The 24,279-nt window shown below is 41.0% G+C and carries 29 protein-coding genes; 4 read left to right on the forward strand and 25 right to left on the reverse strand.

Going from position 1 to position 24,279, the window contains the following annotated elements; all coding sequences use genetic code 11:
- On the forward strand, positions 1–96 hold a 96-nt coding region (locus tag QM917_RS08035), incomplete at its 5' end, for an IS3 family transposase (RefSeq protein WP_414267217.1).
- 49 nt (positions 97–145) lie between these two features.
- Here the strand turns inward: QM917_RS08035 and QM917_RS08040 are convergent.
- The 11 genes from QM917_RS08040 to QM917_RS08090 form a co-directional block, all read right to left on the reverse strand.
- A complete protein-coding gene (locus QM917_RS08040) occupies positions 146–688 on the reverse strand; it encodes an SP0191 family lipoprotein (protein WP_248034427.1) in 543 nt (180 codons plus the stop codon).
- Positions 689–698: 10 nt separating this feature from the next.
- Positions 699–2,363, reverse strand: coding sequence for a DAK2 domain-containing protein (locus tag QM917_RS08045; protein ID WP_248034428.1), 1,665 nt, complete (start codon positions 2,361–2,363; stop codon positions 699–701).
- A 2-nt stretch (positions 2,364–2,365) separates the two neighbouring features.
- The gene (locus tag QM917_RS08050) at positions 2,366–2,731 is read right to left on the reverse strand and encodes an Asp23/Gls24 family envelope stress response protein (protein WP_000216431.1); all 366 of its coding nucleotides are present in this window, start codon (positions 2,729–2,731) and stop codon (positions 2,366–2,368) included.
- Between the two features lie 150 nt (positions 2,732–2,881).
- Complete coding sequence (gene rpmB / locus QM917_RS08055; protein ID WP_001140948.1) at positions 2,882–3,070, reverse strand: 50S ribosomal protein L28; 189 nt, start codon at positions 3,068–3,070, stop codon at positions 2,882–2,884.
- Positions 3,071–3,178: 108 nt separating this feature from the next.
- Positions 3,179–3,853: a LiaF transmembrane domain-containing protein gene (locus QM917_RS08060; protein WP_414276433.1), complete on the reverse strand. Its 675-nt coding sequence runs from the start codon at positions 3,851–3,853 to the stop codon at positions 3,179–3,181.
- A 4-nt stretch (positions 3,854–3,857) separates the two neighbouring features.
- Positions 3,858–4,304 carry a LytTR family DNA-binding domain-containing protein gene (locus QM917_RS08065; RefSeq protein WP_006155797.1) on the reverse strand — a complete coding sequence of 149 codons (447 nt, stop codon included), beginning with the start codon at positions 4,302–4,304 and terminating at the stop codon, positions 3,858–3,860.
- A gap of 118 nt (positions 4,305–4,422) precedes the next feature.
- Positions 4,423–4,926: a phosphatase PAP2 family protein gene (locus tag QM917_RS08070; protein ID WP_414273116.1), complete on the reverse strand. Its 504-nt coding sequence runs from the start codon at positions 4,924–4,926 to the stop codon at positions 4,423–4,425.
- 2 nt (positions 4,927–4,928) lie between these two features.
- Complete coding sequence (locus QM917_RS08075) at positions 4,929–5,285, reverse strand: DUF2200 domain-containing protein (protein ID WP_153224548.1); 357 nt, start codon at positions 5,283–5,285, stop codon at positions 4,929–4,931.
- Between the two features lie 64 nt (positions 5,286–5,349).
- On the reverse strand, positions 5,350–7,110 hold the full coding sequence (locus QM917_RS08080; RefSeq protein ID WP_414276432.1) for an ABC transporter ATP-binding protein: 1,761 nt from the start codon (positions 7,108–7,110) through the stop codon (positions 5,350–5,352).
- Entirely contained in the window at positions 7,100–8,869 is a 1,770-nt protein-coding gene (locus QM917_RS08085; protein WP_075232353.1) for an ABC transporter ATP-binding protein, read from the reverse strand. Before QM917_RS08085 ends, QM917_RS08080 begins: the two co-directional genes overlap by 11 nt.
- A complete protein-coding gene (locus QM917_RS08090; RefSeq protein WP_075232352.1) occupies positions 8,853–9,314 on the reverse strand; it encodes a MarR family winged helix-turn-helix transcriptional regulator in 462 nt (153 codons plus the stop codon). The genes QM917_RS08085 and QM917_RS08090 overlap by 17 nt, the downstream gene beginning before the upstream one ends.
- Before the next feature lie 197 nt (positions 9,315–9,511).
- On the opposite strand from QM917_RS08090, the gene QM917_RS08095 reads away from it, so the two are divergent.
- Positions 9,512–10,171 (forward strand): hypothetical protein, encoded by a 660-nt coding sequence (locus QM917_RS08095; protein WP_075232351.1) that lies wholly within the window; start codon positions 9,512–9,514, stop codon positions 10,169–10,171.
- 221 nt (positions 10,172–10,392) lie between these two features.
- Here the strand turns inward: QM917_RS08095 and QM917_RS08100 are convergent, their stop codons facing one another.
- Both QM917_RS08100 and QM917_RS08105 read right to left on the reverse strand, forming a co-directional pair.
- The gene (locus tag QM917_RS08100; protein WP_045762594.1) at positions 10,393–11,109 is read right to left on the reverse strand and encodes a YebC/PmpR family DNA-binding transcriptional regulator; all 717 of its coding nucleotides are present in this window, start codon (positions 11,107–11,109) and stop codon (positions 10,393–10,395) included.
- Positions 11,110–11,205: 96 nt separating this feature from the next.
- Positions 11,206–12,576: an MATE family efflux transporter gene (locus QM917_RS08105; RefSeq protein ID WP_414285430.1), complete on the reverse strand. Its 1,371-nt coding sequence runs from the start codon at positions 12,574–12,576 to the stop codon at positions 11,206–11,208.
- 121 nt (positions 12,577–12,697) lie between these two features.
- Between QM917_RS08105 and QM917_RS08110 the strand changes: the two genes are divergently transcribed.
- The gene (locus tag QM917_RS08110; protein ID WP_049549179.1) at positions 12,698–13,252 is read left to right on the forward strand and encodes a GNAT family N-acetyltransferase; all 555 of its coding nucleotides are present in this window, start codon (positions 12,698–12,700) and stop codon (positions 13,250–13,252) included.
- A 355-nt stretch (positions 13,253–13,607) separates the two neighbouring features.
- Here QM917_RS08110 and QM917_RS08115 read toward each other — a convergent pair whose 3' ends face one another.
- The 7 genes from QM917_RS08115 to QM917_RS08145 form a co-directional block, all read right to left on the reverse strand.
- Positions 13,608–13,802: a PspC domain-containing protein gene (locus tag QM917_RS08115; RefSeq protein WP_075232348.1), complete on the reverse strand. Its 195-nt coding sequence runs from the start codon at positions 13,800–13,802 to the stop codon at positions 13,608–13,610.
- Between the two features lie 172 nt (positions 13,803–13,974).
- Complete coding sequence (gene recA, locus QM917_RS08120; RefSeq protein WP_049502853.1) at positions 13,975–15,129, reverse strand: recombinase RecA; 1,155 nt, start codon at positions 15,127–15,129, stop codon at positions 13,975–13,977.
- 41 nt (positions 15,130–15,170) lie between these two features.
- Positions 15,171–16,439 (reverse strand): competence/damage-inducible protein A, encoded by a 1,269-nt coding sequence (locus tag QM917_RS08125; protein ID WP_414285431.1) that lies wholly within the window; start codon positions 16,437–16,439, stop codon positions 15,171–15,173.
- A gap of 79 nt (positions 16,440–16,518) precedes the next feature.
- Positions 16,519–17,538, reverse strand: coding sequence for a biofilm formation/cell division transcriptional regulator BrpA (gene brpA / locus QM917_RS08130; protein WP_315640337.1), 1,020 nt, complete (start codon positions 17,536–17,538; stop codon positions 16,519–16,521).
- Between the two features lie 4 nt (positions 17,539–17,542).
- A complete protein-coding gene (locus QM917_RS08135; RefSeq protein WP_281335277.1) occupies positions 17,543–18,064 on the reverse strand; it encodes a GNAT family N-acetyltransferase in 522 nt (173 codons plus the stop codon).
- Entirely contained in the window at positions 18,054–18,497 is a 444-nt protein-coding gene (tsaE, locus tag QM917_RS08140) for a tRNA (adenosine(37)-N6)-threonylcarbamoyltransferase complex ATPase subunit type 1 TsaE (RefSeq protein WP_153224560.1), read from the reverse strand. Before tsaE ends, QM917_RS08135 begins: the two co-directional genes overlap by 11 nt.
- Positions 18,498–18,582: 85 nt before the next feature.
- Positions 18,583–20,004 (reverse strand): NCS2 family permease, encoded by a 1,422-nt coding sequence (locus tag QM917_RS08145; RefSeq protein WP_414285432.1) that lies wholly within the window; start codon positions 20,002–20,004, stop codon positions 18,583–18,585.
- Positions 20,005–20,200: 196 nt separating this feature from the next.
- Here QM917_RS08145 and QM917_RS08150 point away from each other — a divergent pair, with 196 nt between their 5' ends.
- Positions 20,201–21,013, forward strand: coding sequence for a Cof-type HAD-IIB family hydrolase (locus QM917_RS08150; RefSeq protein WP_414285433.1), 813 nt, complete (start codon positions 20,201–20,203; stop codon positions 21,011–21,013).
- Positions 21,014–21,139: 126 nt separating this feature from the next.
- Here QM917_RS08150 and QM917_RS08155 read toward each other — a convergent pair whose 3' ends face one another.
- From QM917_RS08155 to QM917_RS08175, 5 genes are all read right to left on the reverse strand, one after another.
- Positions 21,140–21,577, reverse strand: coding sequence for an SP_0198 family lipoprotein (locus tag QM917_RS08155; RefSeq protein ID WP_414285434.1), 438 nt, complete (start codon positions 21,575–21,577; stop codon positions 21,140–21,142).
- Between the two features lie 77 nt (positions 21,578–21,654).
- On the reverse strand, positions 21,655–22,893 hold the full coding sequence (locus tag QM917_RS08160; RefSeq protein WP_414285435.1) for a bifunctional folylpolyglutamate synthase/dihydrofolate synthase: 1,239 nt from the start codon (positions 22,891–22,893) through the stop codon (positions 21,655–21,657).
- Positions 22,894–23,259: 366 nt separating this feature from the next.
- Positions 23,260–23,571, reverse strand: a complete 312-nt coding sequence (locus tag QM917_RS08165) for a DUF1292 domain-containing protein (RefSeq protein WP_414285436.1) — start codon at positions 23,569–23,571, stop codon at positions 23,260–23,262.
- A gap of 15 nt (positions 23,572–23,586) precedes the next feature.
- Positions 23,587–24,006 carry a Holliday junction resolvase RuvX gene (gene ruvX, locus QM917_RS08170; RefSeq protein WP_153224566.1) on the reverse strand — a complete coding sequence of 140 codons (420 nt, stop codon included), beginning with the start codon at positions 24,004–24,006 and terminating at the stop codon, positions 23,587–23,589.
- Between the two features lie 3 nt (positions 24,007–24,009).
- On the reverse strand, positions 24,010–24,276 hold the full coding sequence (locus QM917_RS08175; protein ID WP_000507060.1) for an IreB family regulatory phosphoprotein: 267 nt from the start codon (positions 24,274–24,276) through the stop codon (positions 24,010–24,012).
- Between the last annotated feature and the right edge of the window lie 3 nt (positions 24,277–24,279).

A 24,279-nucleotide genomic window follows, 5' to 3' on the forward strand; every position in this document is an offset into this window, starting at 1 on the left:
ATTGTAGACTATATTGATTACTACAACAACAAACGAATTAAGGTAAAACTAAAAGGACTTAGTCCTGTACAATACAGAATTAAATCCTTTGCTTAAATTAATTGTCTAACTTTTTGGGGTCAGTACAAAATCCCGACCTCTTTTTTTATTCTTCTTTAAATCCCTGTAATTTTAATGCAGCGAATAGTGCATTAGGCTTTTTAAAGTCTTCTATACCATCCGCTAGTGATTTAAAGAAATATGTGTTTTTTACTTTATCTAAATCTGCTTTTTCAAGATCGAGTTCCATAACGACTCTCATCTTTTTGTCCTCGGTGATAAAATATTCTACATTAACACCAGGCTCGTCCTTGATTTCAAGATACTCTGGACTATCTTCCATAGCTTCACGGAAGATTGCTTGGAATTCTTCAGGAGTAACTCCAGCAGGAATCTCCATGTTCATTTTCCCGAGCATCTCCATCTTGAAGTGTTTAACAACATCCGTATAAACAAATGTCATAGTGACATCAAATTCATCCATTTTCCCTTTAAGGATTTTTGTTTTTTCTTCTTTTACCTGACTCGACTGACTAGATGAATCAACCGAACTTGCTGTACTACTTGACTCTGTTGTTGCGGTGTTGGTTTGACCACAGCCAGCAAGAGCAAGTAACGCTGCAAAAATCAATCCTAAAACTTTCTTCATTCAAAGTCTCCTATTCCACACTGAAAAGGTATGGATAAACCGGTTGTTGACCTTGGTGGATTTCTACTTCTACATCTTCGAATTCTTCTGCGATTTCTTGGGCAATTTGGTTAGCCAATTCTTCGCTTCCATCTTCACCGATATAGAAGGTTACGATTTCACTGTCTTCATCCAACATATGTTTCAATGTTTCAGTCAGAGTTTGGTGCATATCAGGGTTTGATACGAGAATCTTACCGTCTACCATACCAAGATTATCATTTTCATGAATTTCCAAACCATCGATAGTCGTGTCACGAACGGCTGTTGTTACACTACCACTGACCACATCACCAAGGGCTGCAGTCATGCGTTCTTTATTCTCTTCGATAGACTTGCTTGGGTCAAATGCCAGAAGGCTAGTCAATCCTTGAGGAAGGGTACGAGCTTCTACCACAACAGCTGGTTGTTCTAAGACTTCAGCTGCAGATTGAGCTGCCATAAAGATATTTTTGTTGTTTGGCAAGAAAATGATGTTGCGAGCATTGACTTGCTCAACAGCCTTGATAAAGTCTTCTGTCGAAGGGTTCATGGTTTGTCCACCTTCGATGACATAGTCCACACCTTGAGCACGGAAGATGTCTGCCAATCCTTGTCCAGCTACTACTGCGATAAGAGCATATTCTTTTTCTTCAGCTGGTTTGCTGACTTTAGCTTCTTTTTCCACTTGCGCTTCGTGTTGGTTACGCATGTTATCGACTTTAACCTTAACCAAGCTACCATATTTGAGACCTTCTTGCATGACAAGACCTGGATCTTCTGTATGGACGTGAACTTTAACGATTTCATCGTCATTGACAACAAGCAATGAGTCCCCAAGTTCGTTCAAGTAGTTACGGAATTCTTCGTAGTCAAAGTCTTTTGCATAAGTTGGGCCTTGCTTAAGGGCAACCATGATCTCTGTACAGTAACCAAAGGTGATGTCTTCTGTTGCCACATGTCCAGCTACAGACTTGTGGTGTTCAGCATTGATCATTTCACTCATGTTGGCTGGAGTCGCTACAAAGTCCTCAGAAGCGCTATATTCACCAGTAAGAGCTGAAAGGAAGCCTTCATAGATGAAAACCAAACCTTGACCACCTGAGTCTACAACTCCAACTTCCTTCAAGACTGGAAGCATATCTGGAGTCTTCGCAAGGGCTGTTTTAGCTCCTTCCAAGGCTGCACGCATCACCTCAATAGCATCATCTGTCTGCTCGGCTTTTTTCTTAGCACCGATGGCAGCACCACGTGATACAGTCAAGATTGTTCCTTCAACTGGCTTCATAACGGCCTTATAGGCTACTTCAACACCTGATTGGAAGGCAAGAGCTAGGTCTTTTCCTGTTAACTCTTCTTTTGTCTTGATGGCTTGTGAAAATCCGCGGAAAAGCTGTGAAGTGATAACTCCTGAGTTCCCACGCGCACCCATCAAAAGACCTTTAGCCAAGATACTTGCAGCCTCACCAACAGTTGAAGCTGGTTTGTCTGCTACTTCTTTGGCACCATTTTCGATAGTCATTCCCATGTTTGTTCCTGTATCTCCATCTGGAACTGGGAAGACGTTCAATGAGTTGACATATTCGGCTTGCTTGTTCAAACGAGTAGATGCAGCCTGTACCATTTCTTGAAATAAGCTTGTAGTAATATTTGACACGATTATTCTCCTACAACTTTGATATTTTGAATGTAGACATTCACAGTTTGAGCAGTGATGCCAAGTTGGTTTTCCAAACTAAAGCGTACACGCTCTTGGATGTTTTTTGAGACTTCACTGATTTTTGTTCCGTAGCTCAACACGGTATATACATCAACTGCAATGCTACCATCTTCGGCCGCTTTTACAACGACACCTTTAGAATAATTTTCCTTTCCAAGAAGGGCTTGGAAATTATCTTTGAGGGCTTTCTTACTTGCCATACCGACCACACCAAAAATCTCAGTTGCTGCACCGCCTACAACGGTAGCAATCACTTCATCTGTTAGTTCGATTTGACCATCTTTTGTATTAATTTTTACAGTCATTTTTTCTACCTCAACTAGTTGATACTCTATTTTATCATATTTCAAGCCAAGTGTAAAAGCAGAATACTGTATCGGCGGATATTTACTCCTTTGACGAGGCTTTTTGAACTCAGAGCAAAAGAAAAAGACCTGATGGCCTTTTACTCTTTATTAAACGCGTTCTACTTTACCTGATTTCAAAGCACGAGCTGAAGCCCAAACTTTTTTAGGTTTACCATCGATAAGTACAGTAACTTTTTGAAGGTTTGGTTTTACGGCACGTTTTGTTTGGTTCATCGCGTGTGAACGGTTGTTTCCTGATACAGTCTTACGACCTGTAAAGTAACATACTTTAGCCATTTGTGTTTTCCTCCTATTAGATCTAATATAGCGGATGTGCTAGCACCACATACTGTACTATGTTATCACACTTTCTCTTTTTTGGCAAGGAGATTGGAATATTTTTTTTTATTTAACGTAAACAACTCCCAATTTCCCAAAAGCTACGTCTCCACGGATAATCAAAGTTTTGCTGGTTGGGGCTACAGGAGCATCTGCCTTGGCCGCACCACAAAAAGTTTCCACCTTCAGGTCCACTCTCCAGTGTTGGGGCACATAGATAACTGCATTCCCAAATCCGACTTCGATATTCAGAGTAGCAAAATCACCTAACATCTCTGCATTGTCATAATAGATTTTGGCATTCCCAAATCCGACTTCAAACTCGTCTTCTACCAATTCTTGGTCTTGCTTGTAAAATGTACCCGCCCCAAAAGCGACTTCCTTGTCTGTCAGAATAGTCTTTTCACCGTCATACCACCATTTTTTCCCATTCCAAGTTCTGTTAGTATGAGTCAGCATATTTACTCCGAGAACAATTAGAACTCCTGCCCAGATTAGTGTATGATTTGGAATCGGTAAAATATCATAAAAGTGGTTAGCAATCATTAAGGCTACTAAAGCTGTAAAAGAGGCCGAAGTTAAGTGTCGACGCAACAAAGCTCCAACTGATTGATAGGCAAAAAATGCAATACCAAGCAAGGGCCAAATTTGCCCACCGAATGAAGGGATTCCAAAATTCCCCTGTAACAATACTAAAGCTGCCAATACTAGCAACACAATACCAAATGCTTTCTTTTTCATGTTCTTACCTCATGTTTCTTAGATTTTCTTTTAGGAGGGATTGGTAGTGTCGTGACACGTGTACCTCCTTGTGGGTCTGATAAAAGGAAATAGTGCCCGTCCCTGAGAAGGACTTGTCAACCGAGTAGACCTGCCGAAGATTGGCTATGGTCGACTTGGATACCCGACTGAAATAGCGTGGCAGGATGGACTCTAGTTCATAGAGCTTGAGTCTCACCTCGTAGGCCTCTTTCTGGGTATGGGCGTAAATCTTGCTACCTTCCGTCTCAAAGAAGAGGATTTCTGCCAAGTCTAAGTAATACTCACCCGTCCCCTTATAAAAGATCAACCTAGGAGCCTTGGTTTCTTGCAAGAGTCGTTGCAAGTCAGCTATTTCATCTGTCAGGGCTGCAGCCTTGATGACAATCTCTGTCTCAGTTAATTCACTATCAATCTCGATTCGTAACTTCATCCTATCTCCTTTCTGCATCTACTATACCAAAGGCCAGAAGACTTTACAAGGGCAAAAAAGCAAGTGGTCACTTTTAGCCTGTAAGTGGTTACGAGGCCAAGCCCACTTGCTTAACTTTTTAGAAAATAAAGAAAAGAATTCCCCAGAGAAGCCCACAGACATAGCCAACCAGAACATCCTTGGGATAATGAACGCCTCCTAAGACCCGCACAAGACCGAGAAGAGCTGATAAGACCAATAAAATCAATCCCACTGGTAAACTTGCGTGAAAACAAGCCATGGAAATGATAGTTGCTGAAAAGACATGGCGACTAGGCATTGAATTACCAGAACTGTCCTTGTCTAGTAGCGGAATAATTTCCCAAGTCTCATAAGGACGCGGTTGATTGATCCACTTACGAACTAGCGTCAATAGGACAAAGCCAGAAGCTGGCACTAAGATATAGGTGGAAAATTCTTTCCCCAATCCCTTGCTCATAGAGCTTGTCCCCAACAAGGCCATGTAGGCTAGGGGCATCAGAACTGTCATTATGCGATTAAAAACTCGCATCAATTGCAATAGTTGTGGGTGTCGAAGGAGACTTGATTTCCTTTTATCGTACCACTCTTGATAGTTTTTCATGTCTATTTCTCATACTTTTCTAGGACCTGCTGGGCTGTTTTCCCCTTAGCAAGCCAGTCCACTAATTTGTCCAGACGACGGATTTCTTGCATCAGAGGATCATCAATTTCCTCAATACGAACACCACAAATTTTTCCTGTTATCGCAATCCGTTCAGGTGCATAAGACGGTGCCTGTCGAAAAAAATCTCCGTAGGTAAGGTCCCTATCCAGACAAGCAAGGATCTCACTCACTTCATACCCTGTCAGCCAACTGGTCACTTGGTGAACGGACTCTGCCCTTCCACCCTTTCGCTCAACCTTTGCAATCAAGGCTGGATAGACCGCAGAAAATTTCATATTGTATAATTTCTGACTCATACATTCCTCTTTCTATTATACCAGTATAAAGAAGAAAAAGAAGGCCGTCAAGCCTTCTTTGGTTTTATTCTTCTACTTCATCTTCTGTAAATTGACTATTGTAGAGGTCAGCATAGAAACCACCCTGAGCCATAAGCTCTTCATGATTGCCTTGCTCAATGATATTTCCATCCTTCATAACCAAAATCAAATCGGCATTACGAATAGTTGACAAGCGATGGGCGATGACAAAGGATGTGCGTCCCTCCATCAAACGGTCCATGGCTTTCTGAATCAACTCCTCTGTACGTGTGTCAACTGAAGATGTCGCTTCATCAAGAATCAAGAGCGGAGCATCCTTGAGAAGGGCACGAGCGATGGTCAAGAGCTGTTTCTGTCCGACTGACAAGGTCACTGTATCATCTAAAACAGTATCGTAACCATCTGGTAGAGTCATGATAAAGTGATGGATTCCGACTGCTTTTGCTGCTTCGATCATTCGTTCATCACTAATCCCTGTTTGGTTGTAGATGAGATTATCACGAATGGTTCCTTCAAAGAGCCAGGTATCCTGCAAGACCATTGAAAAGGCATCGTGCACTTCTGAACGTTTCATCTTCTTGGTATCCACACCATCAATGCGAATGCTTCCCTTATCAATCTCATAAAATTTCATCAAAAGATTGACAATGGTCGTCTTCCCAGCTCCAGTCGGCCCGACAATGGCAACCTTTTGACCCGCATGAGCTGTCGCAGAAAAGTCATGAATGATGGTTCGCTCAGGAATGTAACCAAAGGAAACTCGGTCAAAGACAACTTCACCCTTCATACCAGACAATTGCGTTTCCTTATGAGATTCATCTTCCATCTCAGTTTCACCTAGAAATTCAAAGACACGGGTCATAGCTGCACTGGCTTGTTGTAAGCTGGTAATCCCTTGGGCAATCTGTGATAAGGGTTGAGAGAAGGTACGAACATAAACCATGAAGGCTACGATGATACCAATACTGATATGTCCTTCAAGAGCTAGGACTGCACCGACGATGATCACCAAAACATAGCTAAAGTTCCCAACAAAGATCATTGCTGGCATCATGATTCCAGAAATAAATTGAGATTTCCAGATACTATCATGTAGGTCTCGATTCAATCCTGCGAATGTTTCTTTAGTAGTATCCACAGCGTTATAGCTGGTCACCACATTGTGACCTGAGTACATTTCTTCCACATAACCGTTTACAGCTGCTAAATTATTTTGTTGGGCTTTAAAGTAACCCTGTGACTTAGCCATAATGACTGAGACAGCCGCAAATCCAACAAGAGTTGAAACAACGGTTACCAGTGCTAAAATCCAGTTCATGCCAAACATGGTAATCAAAACAGCGATTAGCAAGAAGCTAGCTGAGATAACGGTCCCTAGACTTTGGTTGAGGGACTGTGCTGCTGTATCAACGTCATTGGTTACACGTGAAAGAGTGTCCCCTTGAGAATGACGGTCAAAATAAGCAAGTGGCAAGCGATTGATTTTCTCAGCAATAGCTGTCCGCAAACGTTTTGAGAAATGTTGGATACTAGTTGAGAAAATGTAGGCTTGCGTATAGTTCAGGATAATCCCAAGCACATAGAGGATAACCAAAAAGCTAGCAATACTTGAGACAGCCTCTAGATCAATCTCTGTCATTAACCCATCTGAAATCAAATTGGTAATTTCTTTGATCTTAGTTGGTCCATAAACCGTGATAATACTTGAACAGATAGCCGTCACAACTGCGATTAGTAGGGGAAGTTGGAGACCTGCTAGAAAAGGTCTACACTGTTTCCATAAGGACATTTTCTTATTTTCCATGTTCCAATTCCTCCTTCGATAGTTGTGAATAGGCAATTTCTTGGTAAACTTCATTGCTTGCAAGAAGTTCCTTGTGGGTGCCTTGCCCCACGACTTTACCTTGATCCAAGACTAAGATCAGGTCTGCATCCATAATGGTTGAAATGCGTTGGGCAACGATTAATTTGGTCATGGATTGTGTTTTTTCAGCTAATACTTGACGCAAGATACGATCTGTCTTGTAGTCCAAGGCTGAGAACGAATCATCAAAAATGAGAATCTCTGGTTTACGAGCCAAGGCGCGTGCAATGGCCAAACGTTGTCTCTGTCCACCTGAGAAATTGGTCCCACCTTGAGCCACTTCTGAGTCAAGACCAGCTTCCTTATCCTCTATAAAGTTTTTAGATTGAGCCAATTCCAAAGCTTGCCACATGGCCGTTTCACTTAGTGGCGTTTCTTGACTCTTACCAAAGTCGAGATTGTCCTTAACATCTCCAGAAAAGAGCACAGCTTTTTGAGGGATATAGCCAACCTTATTACGCAAATCTTCCAAGTAGTAATCTTTCACATTGACGCCATCTACTAGAATTTCTCCCTCTGACACATCATAAAAACGAGGCAAGAGATTAACTAGAGTAGATTTCCCAGAACCAGTTGAGCCGATAAAGGCAATGGTTTGCCCTGCTTCTGCCTTGAAGCTGACATGTTCCACAACTGCTTCTGAGTTTTTAGAGTAGCGGAAGGTTACGTCGCGGTATTCCACTTGACCTTTTACAGAAGAGTTTGCCGTCTGTGGGTGACTAGGATTTTCAATAGAGGAATAAAGGTCCAAGACTTGATTGATACGACCTGCAGAAACCAAGGTACGAGGAAGAACGATAAAGAGAGCACCCATGAGTAAGAAGCCCATTACCACTTGCATAGCATAGGACATGAAGACCACCATATCGCTAAAGAGGGGTAGACGCTCTGTCAAGCTAGCGTCGTTGATAAGATAAGCACCAATCCAGTAAATGGCAAGGACCAAGCCGCTAGAAATCGCCATCATAATAGGATTCATAATAGCCATTAAGCGACTGACAAAGAGATTGATTCGTGTGACTTCATCATTGGCTTCTTCGAATTTCTTATCTTGGTATTCCTCAGCATTGTATGCACGAACAACCCGAATCCCTGTCAAGCTTTCACGAGTAATACTGTTCAGCTTATCTGTCAATTTTTGAATGACAGATTGTTTAGGAAAGGCCAAAGTCATCAAGACAGTTGTCATCAGAACATTGACAATGACTGCCACCACTACTGCCCAAATCCAGTATTCAGACTTGCCAAGGATTTTCCCAATAGCCCAAAGCGCCATGATTGGTCCGCGAGTGACCACTTGGAGTCCCATGGTAAAGAGCATCTGAATCTGCGTGATATCATTAGTCGTCCGAGTCAATAGACTGGGGATTGAGAAACGTTTAATTTCTGTCTGAGAGTAATCCAAAACACGATTAAAAATATCGCTTCGTAGATGAGCCGTATAGGATGCTGCAACTCGAGCGGCAAAAAATCCAACTGTTACAGATGATAGGAAGGCTAAGAATGACAAACCCATCATCTTAGTTGCTGGCGACCAAAGGTCTCCCAATTCCGTACCTGGCGTTCCGAGTAATTCTGTTATTTTTGAAACGTAAGTCGGTACTTCTAACTCTAGATAGACCGAGCAACAGGTAAAGAGAACAGTTATTAGAATCATGCCCCACTCTTTTCCTGTGATACGCTTAGCGAGTTTCTTCATTCTTCCCTCCTATTTTTTCTACATTTGCTTGTAGTTGGCCCATGACTTCTTCAAAGATAAGGAGATTCTCTTCGGAAATGCCATCAAGTAAACTACTGTCAATTCGATCAAAGAAAGACTTAACTTGCTTCATTTGAGAGCGTGATTTTTCGGTCAAATGAACAAATTTCGCCCGTTTATCACTTGGACTCGCCTCCAACTCTACCAAACCATTTTGCACCATACGCTTAACCAAATTACTAGCAACTGACTTGGTAATATTGAGTTCTTGTTCAATATCTTTGATGAGTGTTAATTCTTGTTCATGCTCACGACGTTCTAAAAAACGAATGACCTGCCCTTGCGGTCCCCCCATAAATTCAATACCACAACGCTTGGCTTCCTTTTGTACCATCAGATGCAACTGGTGACCAAAACGTTTAAAGACCAACATCGGTTTATCCATGCTATCTCCCTTCTAAGTAAAAATAGTTCCCATAAGAACATTTAAGTTTCCATGAGAACTATTTTATCATTTTCAGAAAAGATGTCAAGAAAAAAGTTTCTATGAGAACTATTTCGATATAAATTGACAGTAGTTGATAATTTATCTATAATAGGCACTAACTTGTCTGATTACACTAGAAATGGGAGAACTTTCAAATGAAACAAGAAGAGTATAAAACCTTAGGAATCCTTGCTGTCATTTTTGGAGCTGGTGCTCTTCTCAGCTCTCGGATACCAATTATCAATAGTCTAGCCTTTCTCCTTGGATTTGTTGCCTTGATCTTAGGAGTCATCGGTATCGGCCTCAATCTCCAAAATCAAAAAACATTAGCTATGATTGGTTCAAGCTTTGGCCTCATTTCCATTATCATTGTACTGATAAGCCAATTGCTATTCACTCCTATCTTCGCTGATTTTATAAGAGGCTATCGCAGCTCTTCTAATTATCTCATGGAAGAACCAACAAATGAAGATTGGCCAAATAGTACCATTGATGAATATGAAGAGGAAAAAGAGATCTTTACCTGGACTCAAGAACAGTTCGATGCCTTGGTAGAAGGTGATACTTCTGATAGCGGGAAAGGTGGCAGCAACTACAAAGATATTATCAGGAAACACGGAATCCCAGATTCAGAAACTGATTCAGTCATGGGAGACTATGAAATAAAAAGAATCACCTATCTCTCCATCAGTTCAGATCCTAAGACCGTTGTGCTCACGTTCGTCAAACAAGAAAATGGTCAGTTTCTTCTGATTCATAAATTTGCTGTCGGACTGGATCGAAAAGAACAATCTGATTCTGGAGTGAAAGTTTAACATAACTAAAAAGGTACTGGGAAGAGCAATCGGTAGACCAAGCCTCGATTTCTAAATCCCAACACCACGATATTTCCACAATCCATTGGATTATGGACAATTATAGATTACTAATAACGTTTTGAGCAAAAGAGATTTTCGTCTCTTTCCTGCCTTTTTGTCATCACAGGATAAACAAACCCCTTGAAAATATTGAATTTTCAAAGGGGTTATTTTTATTCTTAGAATCCGTCTACGTTTGTGTAGATTTTTTGTACGTCTTCGTCGTCTTCAAGGACTCCGTAGAGTTTTTCAAATGTTTCCAAATCTTCACCTGACAACTCAACTTCTGATTGAGGAATCATTTCTAATTCAGTTACTTGGAATTCTTCAATACCAGATTCACGCAAGGCAACGATAGCCTTGTGAAGGTCAGTTGGAGCTGTGTAAACAGTGATTGTTCCTTCTTCTGCTTCTACATCGTCTACATCGACATCTGCTTCAAGCAAGAGTTCAAAGATTGCATCAGCATCTTCACCTGCAAAGACGATAACACCTTTGTTGTCAAAGAGGTAAGATACAGAACCTGAAGCTCCCATGTTCCCACCGTTTTTACCAAAGGCAGCACGCACGTTGGCAGCTGTACGGTTAACGTTTGAAGTCAAGGTATCAACGATCAACATTGAACCATTTGGCCCAAATCCTTCGTAACGTCCTTCTGTAAAGGTTTCGTCTGTGTTTCCTTTTGCCTTATCGATAGCCTTATCAATAACGTGCTTTGGCACTTGCGCTTGTTTGGCACGATCGATAACGAATTTCAAAGCAGTGTTTAGTTCTGGATCTGGTTCACCTTTTTTAGCTGCTACATAGATTTCTACACCAAATTTTGCATATACTTTAGAGTTAGCTCCATCTTTAGCCGTTTTCTTAGCTACGATATTGGCCCATTTACGTCCCATTAGGAATCTCCTTTTTTCACATTTTAATCTTTCTTATTATAACACAAGTCTACCTGATTTTCACTAGAGGAAATGGATTTTCTTTAGTAAATTAAGCTAGGATTTCCCGCCAGTAGCCAAGAGTTTTTTGCCTTCTTTGATCCATGGATGTTTGGAAAGTGAGAAGTAAAGTTGGGCAGTCATAACTAGCCAGAGAAGGGGCTCACATAGAATCACACCTGTATAACCTGTCCAAGGAATAATCCAAGCGACGAAAATAATTTTACCAAAAAACTCGATAAAGCTTGATACGAGGGGCAAGAATTTTTGACCGAGACCCTGCAAGCTATTTCTATAGATCAATAAAAGACTCAAAAACGGATAGAATACCGAACTGATGCGTAGGTACAAAGCCCCATTTTCAATCAAGTAACCGTCTGTCGAACTTGCCAGGAAAGAAACTAGGCTAGGACTTGCAAAAAATAGGAATACACAAGCAAAGGTTGCCCAAGCCATACTGATATAACTCCCTAGTCGAAGACCGTGGACAATGCGATCTGGACGTTTTGCACCAAAGTTTTGAGAGATAAAAGTCGTCATCGATGCTGAGATAGCCGTCATTGGCAATAAGGCAAAAGCCATGATTCGGCGTGCTGCTGTCTGAGCACTGATAATGACTGCTCCAAAACTATTGACAGAGGATTGCAAAATAACACTTCCGACAGAGACGATTGAACCCATCAAGCCCATGGCTAGCCCCTGCTCTAAGAGATCGACATAGAGGGCCTTATTCCATTTAAAATCCTTCAACCTAGGAAGGAGCTCTGGAACACTCTTTCGGATATAGAAATAACAAAGGATAGCTGACAAACCCTGGGATATAATGGTTGCAAGACCTGCAGACTGAACTCCCAACTGCAATTGTGTAATAAAATACAAATCCAGAATGACATTAACGATGGCTGAGAAAATAAGAAAACCAAGCGCAGCAAGGCTATCACCAACAGATCGTAGCAAACCTGCAAAAAGATTATAAGCAAAGCTCACTCCCACACAGCTAACAATCATGGAGATATATTCATAGGACTGAGGGAGAATTTCTACAGGTGTTTCTAGGTACTGTAAGAGTGGATAAAGACCAAAAAAGCCCATCAACATGACAAGCACACTCAAGATAATCCCTAAAATCCAAGTTGCTGCGACAGCTTCCTTAATCTTTTCAAAATTACGAGCGCCGTAGAGACGTGCAATAACAACACCCATCCCATTTCCAACACCGAGAGCAAAGCCGATAATCAAATCAAAAATGGCTGTCGTTGCTCCGACTGCCGCCAAGGAGGATGGGCCTAGAAAACGTCCAACAATCAAAATATCAGCCGTATTGTAGAGTTGCTGAAAGATATTAGACAACAAGATTGGAAAGGCGAAGCTCAAAAGCGAGGGAAGGATGGGACCATGAATCAGGTCCACAGTTGATTTTTTATTCATAAGGCTATTATATCAGCTTTCTAGAAGAGGAACAAGGTCAGACTTAGCCTCTAACTCCCAAGAAAGCGGTTGCCTAGAAACTAACAATTTGGTATAATCGTGACAGAAAAGGAGTTTATGCATGAGCTTAACCAGCCAATTAATTACAGATGTATTTCCAGACCTTGAGAAAGTTGAAAAGTTAAATATCGAAGCCTTTCCTGAAGAAGAGCGAGTGTCCCTGTCTGAATTTTTACAATATCAGGATCGAGACGATGCCCACTTTTTCGCCTTTTACAACGAAGAGGAATTTGTAGGATTTGCCTTTGCCATTTCCAATCAAAAGGCTTTCTACATAAGCTTTTTTGCCATTATGCCTCATTTGCGTAGCCACGGCTATGGCAAAGAAATCATTGAAAAGCTGATTGATTTTTACCAGCGTACCATGATTCTTGAAGTTGAACGTTTGGATGAGGAATGCGATAACCTCGAACAGCGAAAAGCCCGCATGGAATTCTATAAACAAAATGGCTTCAAAACCGCCAATGCCTTTTTGGAGTACGAAGGTCTTAGTTTTGAAATTCTATATCGTGGCGACCACTTTGATGAAGAAGCCTACCGTGATATCTTCCAAAAATTGCAAGAAGAAAATTATTTCGACTTCCACATCGAGTACCGTCGTTTCAGCGACCACTAACCTATACTGCAGTCTTGAACTTCCCAGTAAGAAACTGCAAATTTCTCTACAATGAATACCCAATCACCTGCACTACAGGTGATTTTTTTGTGATTCCGAAATAAGATGAAAACTTGGACAAAATTATCACCGCATATCACAAATAAGAGGCTGGGACAAAAGTCCTAGCCTCTCAATTGTCTTTGGATTGTCGAGCAAGACGCAGTGGTTAAGTGGACTCTACTACGCTGATTTCATCAGCTTTTACATCTCTACTCAACTGTGCGGAGGTGGGACGACGAAATCGAATTCTAACGAATTACCGATTTCTGTCCCACTCTCTTATCATGATTTATCTCATAAAGATGCACTAAGTTTACGCTTCTGTTCCAACTTCTGGCATGATGAGCCAAAAAATGAGGTAAGCAAGAATTCCTGATCCACCTAGCAATGTGAAAAGAATCCAAAGTCCACGAACAAGTGTTGCGTCAATGTCTAAATAGTCAGCAAGTCCTGCACAAACACCAGCAATTTTTTTATCTTGAACATTACGAACTAGACGTTTTTCCATAATAATCTCCTTATACTAATTTTTCTTTTAATTTATTTCATAACCAAATCAAATCTTTTTCAATAGTCTTCCTAATTTTTACTGTGAAAATCTGTCATTCCTGCTCTCATAACCTTGTTTCTTTATTCTCATATAGCAGAAAAAGTGGGGATTCCTCCACCACTTTCACTTTTTAATCTTCAATTTCGATTTCAAGATCATCGCCAAGGTCAAGAGTCACTTCTTGATTAGCTACTTCTGATTCTACAGGTGCAACTTTTTCATCGGCTACTGCATCATCTTCAATCAAGCCAAACTTGACACGAACTTGGTGGTCAATCTCGTCAAAAATTTCTGGGTGATCCGCCAAGTATTTCTTAGCATTTTCAGAACCTTGACCGATCTTTTCGTCTTTATAAGAGTACCATGCTCCTGCCTTCTTGATGATGTCCAGATCACTTGCAATCTTCAAAAGCTCACCAGTTCTTGAAATCCCTTCACCATACATGATTTCAACAAAGGCTTCTTTAAATGGTGGAGCCACCTTGTTTTTAACAACCTTAATCTTGGTTTCCTTACCTACGCTCGTATCTTTTTGATCACCAGTTCCCTTGATTTGTGTGCTTCCACGAACATCCAAACGAACAGAAGCGTAAAATTTAAGAGCACGTCCACCAGGAGTTGTTTCTGGATTACCAAACATAACCCCTACTTTTTCACGCAATTGGTTGATGAAGATAGCAATTGTCTTTGTCTTGTTAATAGAAGCACCAAGTTTACGCATAGCCTGGCTCATCATACGAGCTTGAAGACCAACGTGGCTATCTCCGATATCTCCATCGATTTCCGCACGAGGCACAAGAGCTGCAACTGAGTCGATAACAACAAGGTCAACGGCACCTGAATCAATCAATTTCCCTGCAATTTCAAGACCTTGCTCACCTGAGTCTGGTTGTGACAAGAGCAATTCATCAATGTTAACCCCAAGAGCTGCTGCATAGGCTGGATCAAGAGCGTGTTCCGCATCGATAAAGGCTGCAATTCCGCCTTCTTTTTGCGCTTGCGCTACCGCATGAAGGGCAACTGTTGTCTTACCTGATGATTCTGGTCCGTAGATTTCAATGATACGTCCCTTTGGATAACCACCTGATCCGAGTGCGATATCAAGAGCCAAAGAACCTGAACTCATCACTTGGACCTTTTGCTCTGCACGTTCACCCAAGCGCATGATTGACCCTTTACCAAAGTCTTTTTCGATCAATTTAAGGGCATCATTCAAGGCTTTTTCACGATCAGCACCGAATTTTTTGCCAATTTCGTCTAATTTTTTTGTTGGTTTTTTCGCCATTTTATTCTCCTGTATTCTAATAGTCCTTAGACCTTCTTCTATTATAACAAATCTCCATCACTTAATAAAGCTTTGCGAACTAGGTTAAAGGCATGTAAGACTGCAATTTCTCGGACATCAGCTCGACTTCTGCCTGCGATATTGGCCTGGATAACTTCTGTCCCCGAAGCTTGCGCCAAAGCAATAAAAACTGTACCTGCTGGATGTCCTTCTAGACTATCTGGCCCAGCTACTCCCGTCAAACTAATTCCAAAATCTGACTGGGTTTTGATGCGCGCCTGTTCAGCCATTTTTTCAGCAGTAAAGGCTGAGACGACTCCATGTTTTTCCAATTCAGCTTGTGGAATATCAAGCATCTTAGATTTTTCTTCAAAGCTATAAGTCACAAAACCACCTTTAAAGATAGCAGATACACCTGAAAAATCTGCCAAAGTTGCTTGAAAAAGACCTGCAGTCAAGCTTTCTGCTGCAGTGATGGTTTTCTTTTGCTTTTTCAACTCTTCTACTACCAGGCTAGCCAAGCTGGTTTCTTCCCCATAGCCATAGCAAATTTCTCGAAGCGAAACACCCTCAAAGGTTTCTCTTTCAAGGATTTTTTGTTCTAAAGTATCTAGAACACGATCCGCTTCTTCTTGACTCTTAGCCTTGGTCGATAAGCGAAGCGTCACTTCCCCAGTTTTAGCATAAGGTGCCAAGGTTGGATCCGTTTGCTGGTCAATCAGATCTGATAGGATGGTCACTAGCTGACTCTCACCAATCCCAAAGAAACGTAGCACACGTGAATAGAGCTTAGATCCCGTTGTCAATCTTGGAAGCAACTCATTTAAGACCATAGGTTTCAATTCACTTGGAGGTCCTGGTAGAACGACGTAGGTTACCCCAGCCACCTCAATCATGCCACCGACTGCCAGTCCTGTTTCGTTTGGTAATGGAGTTGAACCTTGAACGATTTGAGCCTGGCGTTCATTATTTGGAGTTCGAGCATAGTCTGGTCGGTGAGAAAAAAAGTCATCTAGCTTAGCCTGGGCCTGAGGATCAAAAGTCAAGTCACGTCCTAAAAATTGGGCCAAAGTTTGCTTGGTCAAATCATCTTCCGTTGGCCCCAAGCCACCTGTTAAAATAACTAGACTACTACGATTCTGAGCAATTTCTAACAAGGATATGAGACGAGACTCGTTATCTCCTACGGCCGTCTGAAAATAGACATCTACACCGATTTCAGCCAACTTTTCAGACAAGAATTGCGCATTGGTATTGACAATCTGACCTGTCAAAATCTCTGTTCCAACAGCTATAATTTCTGCTTTCATTTTTTCCTCCTACTTACCTATTCGGATTTCTTTGAAAAAATCGCAGGATAATTCCTACGATTTGATGAATAGTTTCTTGTTATTCTGACTCTTCAGAAGATGGTGGCAAGTGGCCAAAAAGATTCTCATACAAGACTATATTGGTCTCCAAATTCGTAACCTCTGGTTGTCCGAGCGAACGGCGTAAAAGATTTTGCATCTCTAGTATATGCTCAGCGGAAACGATCTGGTAAGAAATCCCGTCAATCATTTCACCTTCACCACGTAATTGCTGAGTTTCGATATTTTTAAAGGAATCTTGATAACCCATCAACTGAGGAATCGTTGTGGTTGTAATCTCAATATTTGTCTGCATATTGTCACTAAGAGCCTTCAGAATCTCTTGATAGTGACTCACACTGTTCAGACTAAGAATCTTCTCGACAACTTTTTGAATCACTTCACGCTGACGTTTTTGACGACCATAGTCTCCTTCTGGATCCTGATAACGCATGCGTGAATAAACAAGGGCTTCTTCACCATTTAGCTTCTGTTCACCAACACCGATAGAAATCGTATTAAATGGTTCCTGATCTTGGATAGAGATTGGGAAACCTAGAGTGTTGTTGACTGTAATTCCACCTACTGCATCAACCATTCTTTGAAGACCATGCATGTTGACCATCACATAACGGTCGATATGGATGTTCATCATCTTTTGAATCGTTGAAATAGACAACTCTGCTCCGCCATCAGCATAGGCAGCATTGAGTTTCGCTTCTCTAACACTACCATCTGGTTGCTGGATTTGTGTGAGAATATCACGCTCCAAACTCATCATGACCGTCTTCTTAGTTTTAGGATTCACTGTCACTAAGATCATTGAATCACTATTCCCAGCCCATGGGTCTGTACGCTCAACATTTCCCGTATCCACGCCCATAAGCAAAATCGTCAGAGGTTCGGTCGCTTCAATGACCTTGGTTTCTTCACCGATTTTTTTATAGGTTTTAGCTAAAGTTTGCGTACTTTGCTGATAAATTGTATAGGCATAAGCACCTACACCTAGCACAGTCACAAGGACCAAACCCAAAAACATTCCAATTATTTTTTTTACCATACTCTTATTCGTCTATCAGTTGACCCATTAGGTAAACATCTAGAAACTCTCCTCCTTCTATACAAGCACCACGTTCCTGTAATCCTTCTATGATAAAGCCCATTTTTTCATACAGATGCACCGCGGCAAGATTTCTTTTTTGAACTGTCAATTGTAACCGTCGAATACTACCACTTGATTTGGCCCATTCAATAGTTTCTTCCATCAAGATACTACCGAGACCATTTCCCCAGTAAGCTTTTTTTATTCCTAAAAAGACATCTCCAATATGACGAACTCGCGGACGTTGATCAGCTGTTATATTGATGATTCCTACTAACTCATCATTCAAAAAAGCGAGTAGGGTAATTTGATTATCCGACTGGGCCTGCTTATCCAAAAAATGTTGCATCTCAGACTCACTCATTGCAATCCCATTTTCATCCAGACTGGTAAAATTAGACTCTTGACCAATCTGATCCAAGAGAGCAATGACCGCTGAAGCATCCTGGATTTCCGCTTCACGGATTAAAAGATCATACTCCATCCGTCAATCCTTTCAAAAGTTCTGTCGCTCTTTGGCCATGAGCATGAAAGACGATTTCTCGGCCCTCATCTTTTTTAAGGATTTCTAACTCCAGATAATCTGATGGAAGATTTTCCCCCAATAGATGTCCCCACTCAATAACCGTTACACCTGAACCAAAAAGAAATTCATCCAAGTCGATAGAATCTGCATCCCCTTCGATGCGATAAACATCTAAGTGATATAAGGGTAGACGTCCTTCATATTCTCGAACAATGGTATAAGTAGGACTTTTAATCATTTGATGAATGTCTAATCCCTTAGCCAGACCCTTTGTTAGCGTTGTTTTCCCAGCACCTAATTCACCAGTCAAAATCAACACATCATTTCTTTCTAACAAATGCCCTAGGTCTTCCCCAAGTGCAATCAACTCATCTTCATTTTTTGTGTACATGTACTTATTATACCAAAAAGTTTTATTTTGTGATATTTCCATCAACAAAAAAAGAGGAGACTCCCCTCTTTTTTTGTTTTTGTCATTAGTTAAGAGCCATACTGATGTAGTTCAAGATAAACAAGGCATCCAAAATCCAAATCATGACATGCACATCTTTCACTTGACCTTTGACAACCTTCGTCAAAGTATAAGTTAAGAAACCAACGGCAATCCCTTGTGTGATTGAGTAGCTGAATCCCATAAAGATAGATGTGAAGAAGGCTGGAACAGCTTCAGCCATATCATCCCAAGGAATATTTTTCAAGTTAGAGAGCATCATAATTCCGACAATAATCAAAATTGGTGCAGTTGCAGCTGTTGGAACGATTGCTAGAAGCGGGCTAAAGAAGCTTGATAGGGCAAAACAGATGGCAACAATCAAAGCTGTCAAACCAGTACGTCCACCAGCACCGATACCCGCTGCAGACTCAACATAAGTTGTAACGTTTGAAGTACCTGCAATGGCACCTACTGAAGTTGCCACCAAGTCAGAGTAAAGAGCCTTATCCAATTTAGCTGACTCATGGTTTTCACCACTTGTTGCAATGATACCAACTTTTTCACCAGTACCAATAAGAGTACCGATAGTATCAAAAATATCTGTCAATGAGAAAGCAAGAATGGCCATCAAGGTTTCTGGCAAACGAGAAGTGTTTGAAATCAGAGATCCCAATCCTTCTGAACCAAGAGCAGCACCAAACAAAGTTCCTAGGTCGTTAACTGCTGATGAAAGATTATTGCTTGCAAAGTCAATGCTAGACAAATCAACAAGACCAACAGCAATGGCAAGAACTGTCGTTGTCAAAATAGAAAGGATGATACCACCTTTGATCCCCTTAACAACGAAGAAGATAGTAATGGCAATACCTGCAAGAGCTACCAAGACAGCTGGCGTGTTGAAGTCTACCAATCCTGGAACAGCTGCTGAGTTTGCAGTAAGTGCTGCTTGAGCCTTATCTGCTCCTTCACCTGCTACTGTATAAGTACCTGGGTCAATCGAGAATTTCAAGAGACCAGCATTCTTAATCCCAACATAAGCAAGGAAAACCCCAATACCAGCTGAAATCGCTGAACGAAGAGTTGTAGGAATAGATTCGATGATCATTTTACGAACATTGGTTAATGTGATAATCAATGAAATAATCCCACAGATAAAGACCATCCCAAGAGCTTCTTGCCATTTATAACCCATCCCAAATACGACGGTAAATGTGAAGAAGGCATTGAGTCCCATACCTGGAGCTTGCGCATATGGCAAGTTAGCATAGAAGGCCATCATCAAAGTTCCCACAACAGAACCGATAATTGTCGCCAAGAATACACCCTGAACAGGCATTCCTGTTTGTGAAAGCATTTGAGGGTTTACAAAGAGAATATAACTCATTGCAAAGAAAGTTGTTAAACCAGCAAGAACCTCTGTACGGACATCTGTCCCGTGCTCTTTTAGTTTAAATAGTTTGTCCATTTTTAATCTCCTTTGTCATTTTACGAACAATATGACTATTATACCATCAATCATTCATATTTTCAAGATGTTTTTACTGAATCATAAAAATCTTATCCGATACTTTTCTCCTTCTTTTTACTTATTATCAGCTTTTCTAGTCACTTTCTGATATAATAGAAAACATCTTATCTGAAACTAGATTCGGGAGGATTTTATGACTAAAAAAATGATTGCCGTCGATTTGGACGGAACCTTGCTCAACTCTGAAAGCAAACTTTCTGATTTTACTATTGAAACGATTAAAAAAATCTCTAAAAAAGGCCACCAAGTTGTTATCGCAACTGGTCGCCCTTACCGTATGGCTAAAGATTTTTATGATCAACTTGAACTTGAAACCCCTATGATCAACTTCAACGGTTCACTCACTCATCTGCCAGGTAAGACTTGGAAACATGAAAAGTGTCTGACTGTGGACAAAAAATACCTCTTGGATATCGTGAAACGAAAAGAGGATATTGAAGCAGACTTTATCGCAGGCGAATACCGTAAAAAGTTTTACATTACAGCCCCGAACAAAGAAATTGCCGACCCTAAATTATTTGGTGTTGAAAACTTTCGCCCAGAAAATCAATTCCAGTCTAACTTAGTGACCAAAGGGCCTAACTGTATTTTATTACAAACTAGGGCAGACGATAAATATGCACTAGCTGAAGAGATGAACAGCTTTTACAAGCAGCAACTCAATATTAACACTTGGGGTGGTCCTTTGAACATTCTCGAATGCACTCCCAAAGGAGTTCACAAGGCCTTTGCCCTCGAATACCTTCTCAATGTCATGAATATAGACAAACAGAATTTGATTGCCTTTGGTGACGAACACAATGACCAAGAAATGCTTTCTTTTGCAAGTAAAGGCTATGCCATGAAAAACGCAAATCCTGCTCTGTTACCTTTCGCAGACGAGCAATTACCATTGACCAATGAAGAAGATGGCGTCGCTCACTTTTTACAGGAACGATTTCTTTAATTTCACTCATTCTATACTTTTGGGGTAGACATTAGCTACCTTAAGAGTATGGAATTTTTTTGAGCTCAAAGTCAATGAAAAAAGATTTGCACCTGTTTTAGCCAGATTCAAATCCTTACAAAATATCTATTTCTTTAAAACGATACGATCAGAAACGTCGCGGTCCATGTCATCGATAATAATCTGGTTCTCTTCTGCCACATAAATCTTGATATCGTCTCCAATAAAGACTCTCTGATTTTCTGGTTCGAAGGTCACCTTCTTAACCTCTTGATCTCCGTCCGCTTCAACTTCTGTCCACGTTCCGGTATTTCCAGTGACTACAAGAGTAATGCTATCACCCTCGTCTTGCCCCTTGTAGGTCCCATCTATATTAATAGTTGTGTCAGTCTTTGCACTAGTAGTAGAACTAGAGGCACTGATTTCTGATACTTGACTAGTGCTCGCTTCAGAGCTAGTGCTTGCTTGGGATAAAGGTGTCGACTTAGTTATTGGCAAACACGCAACTAAGAGACTAAGACTTACCACAGTAGCAAGAGAAAGTGTGAATTTTTTTAGTGACATAATGTCTCCTTTCTTTTAACAACTATGAAGTATCATAATACTGCTGAGCCATTTCACCTCTACTATATCAAGCGGGTTCAAACATTCACAAGATAGGCACGAACTTCAGATATAAAATAGAGGGAACCTGTAACAAACAGTAAGTCTTTCTCACCTGCAGACTTTTCAAAATCATCTATAAAGTCTCGATAGGAAGAAACTATATGATGGCCGCTCAAATCTTGTTCCCCCAAAGATCCCTGATAGTCAAAACTCGTCACATAGAGAGCTGTATCAGGTAAATGGTCTGTCAGATAACCAAGCATGCCACTGTAATCTTTACGCTTTAAAGCACCAAAAAGGATTTGGAGATGATGACCTTGCTGAATTTTTTGCTGGATAAATTCAACCAACCGCTCCAAGGCTGGTAGATTATGGGCACCATCTAGATAAATGTGCTCCGTAACAGCTTCTAGACGCCCAGCCCAGCTGGTTGTTTTCAAAGCATGCCGTACAACTTCCTCATTGGCCTTTTCACCTCTCGCTGTCATAAACAACTGAAATGCCTGCAAAGCCAAAGCAGCATTCTCCTCTTGATAAGATCCTTCCAAACCTAGTTTTAATTGTCTCAGTTCCGCAAGAGATGAAGAGAACTGGCCTTCTTTGAAAGAAAAATCTTTATCAGCTTGATAGAGAGTTACATCTAAATCTTCTGCTATCTTTTGACAAACGAGCTGGGCTTCAGGAGCTAAGTTTGCAATCACTGCTACTCTTTCTGGCTTAAAAATTCCTGCTTTCTGTTTAGCGATTTCTTCCAGACTATCGCCCAAGGTCTCTTGGTGATCTAGGCCGATTGAAGTAATAACTGCAATCTCTCCAGTCACCACATTAGTCGTGTCAAGTAAGCCACCAATTCCAACTTCTAATAGAACTAGATCCACCCCTTGTTCTTTAAAATAAAGCAAAGCAATCACAGTTAACAATTCAAAAAAAGATAGCTGATCGTGAGTTTCTAGAAGTCTTTGCTCCATTTCCTTAACTTGATTTGCCAAACGGATAAAGTCTGCGTCCGATATGGGTTGACCATTGATACAAATCCGATCATGGATGCTAACAATGTGGGGCGAAGTAAAGGTCCCCACCTTCTTACCATGAGAAACAAAGAGGTCTCTCATAAAGGCAATGGTTGAACCCTTTCCATTTGTCCCTGTCACATGGATAATAGGATAGGCTTGCTCGGGGTTCCCCAGCAAGTCTATCGCTCTCTGCATCCGCCCCAAGCCTGATCTAAAATTCAAACCGATTCGACTATGAAGCCATTTTTCTACTTCAAACACGCTTAATCTCCTTAATCCTTAACAAAAAAGCGAAGATTCTCTTCGCTTTTCACTGAATTAGCTAGTACTTAGCTATATTTTATTGCAATACGTGCTAAAAACGTCCACTGGACGTTCCTGCTTTTTCTTCTTTCTAGAAGCAGGGCTGATACAGTCTCCCAGACTACCTGCGTTTCTAATTTCTAGCGCAGGGCTAAAAACATCCACTGGGTATTCCAACTCTTTCTAGTTTCTAGGAGTTGGGCTAAAAACGTTCTCCGGCCTCACCAGTTCTCTCTTATTTCAAGGAACTGGGCTGATACAGTCTACCAGACTACCTGCGTTTCTATTTTCTAGCGCAGGGCTAAAAACATCCCCCGGATGTTTTTACTCCTCCATAAAGCTGTTGAAGACTTCTTCAATCATGTTCCATTCATCTTCTGAATCTTCAGGGATTGGTTGCAATTCGCCTTCTGTTCCATCTTCATTTTCGATGAATGAGTATGCTTGAATTTCAACTTCGCCGTTTTCATCTTCTTCTGCGTTAACTGGTACAAGAAGGACATAGTTTTTACCAAATTCTTCTTTTCCGTCAATGGTCAAAAGGATTTCAAACAAGGTTTCGTTTCCTTGCTCATCTACAAGTGTAATAAGTTCACGTTCTTCGTGATCGTGGTTGTGATTGTGATCGTGTGACATAGTTTCTCCTCTGTCTTAAAATTTTCTATCTAAATAATTTTGCAAAATCAATTGAGCGGCTAATTTATCAATAACTTTTTTACGCTTATTGCGACTAATATCCGCTTGCTCAATCAACATACGCTCTGCAGCGACCGTAGTTAGGCGTTCATCTTGATAATCTACCGGTAAGCCAAAGAGCTCTACCAACTTCTCGCCATATGCCTGGCTAGCTTCCACCCGTGGGCCACTTGTATTGTTCATGTTTTTAGGCAAACCAACAACAAACTGCTCCACTTTATAGGCTTCAACCAATTCTTTGAGACGTTCAAAACCAAACCGACCTTGCTCTTCATTGATTTGGATGATTTCAAGCCCTTGAGCCGTAAACCCAAGTGGATCACTAATCGCTACCCCTACCGTTTTTGAACCAACGTCCAATCCCATAATTCTCATAGATTATAGATCGACTCCTTGTCCTTTAAGGTAGTAGCGGACCAATTCTTCAACGATTTCATCTCGCTCGTACTTACGGATTTGATTTCGTGCATTGTTATAACGAGGAACGTAAGCTGGGTCACCACTAAGAACATAGCCTACAATCTGATTAATAGGGTTATAGCCCTTTTCGTTCAAGGAAGCGTAGACATCTGTCAATGTTTCGCTGATTTCTTTTTTATTGGAATCGTCCAATTTAAAACGTACGGTTTCTTCAGTAAATCCCATTCT

The sequence above is a fragment of the Streptococcus infantis genome, from assembly GCF_047460685.1.
GTDB classification, from domain to species: domain Bacteria; phylum Bacillota; class Bacilli; order Lactobacillales; family Streptococcaceae; genus Streptococcus; species Streptococcus infantis_AD.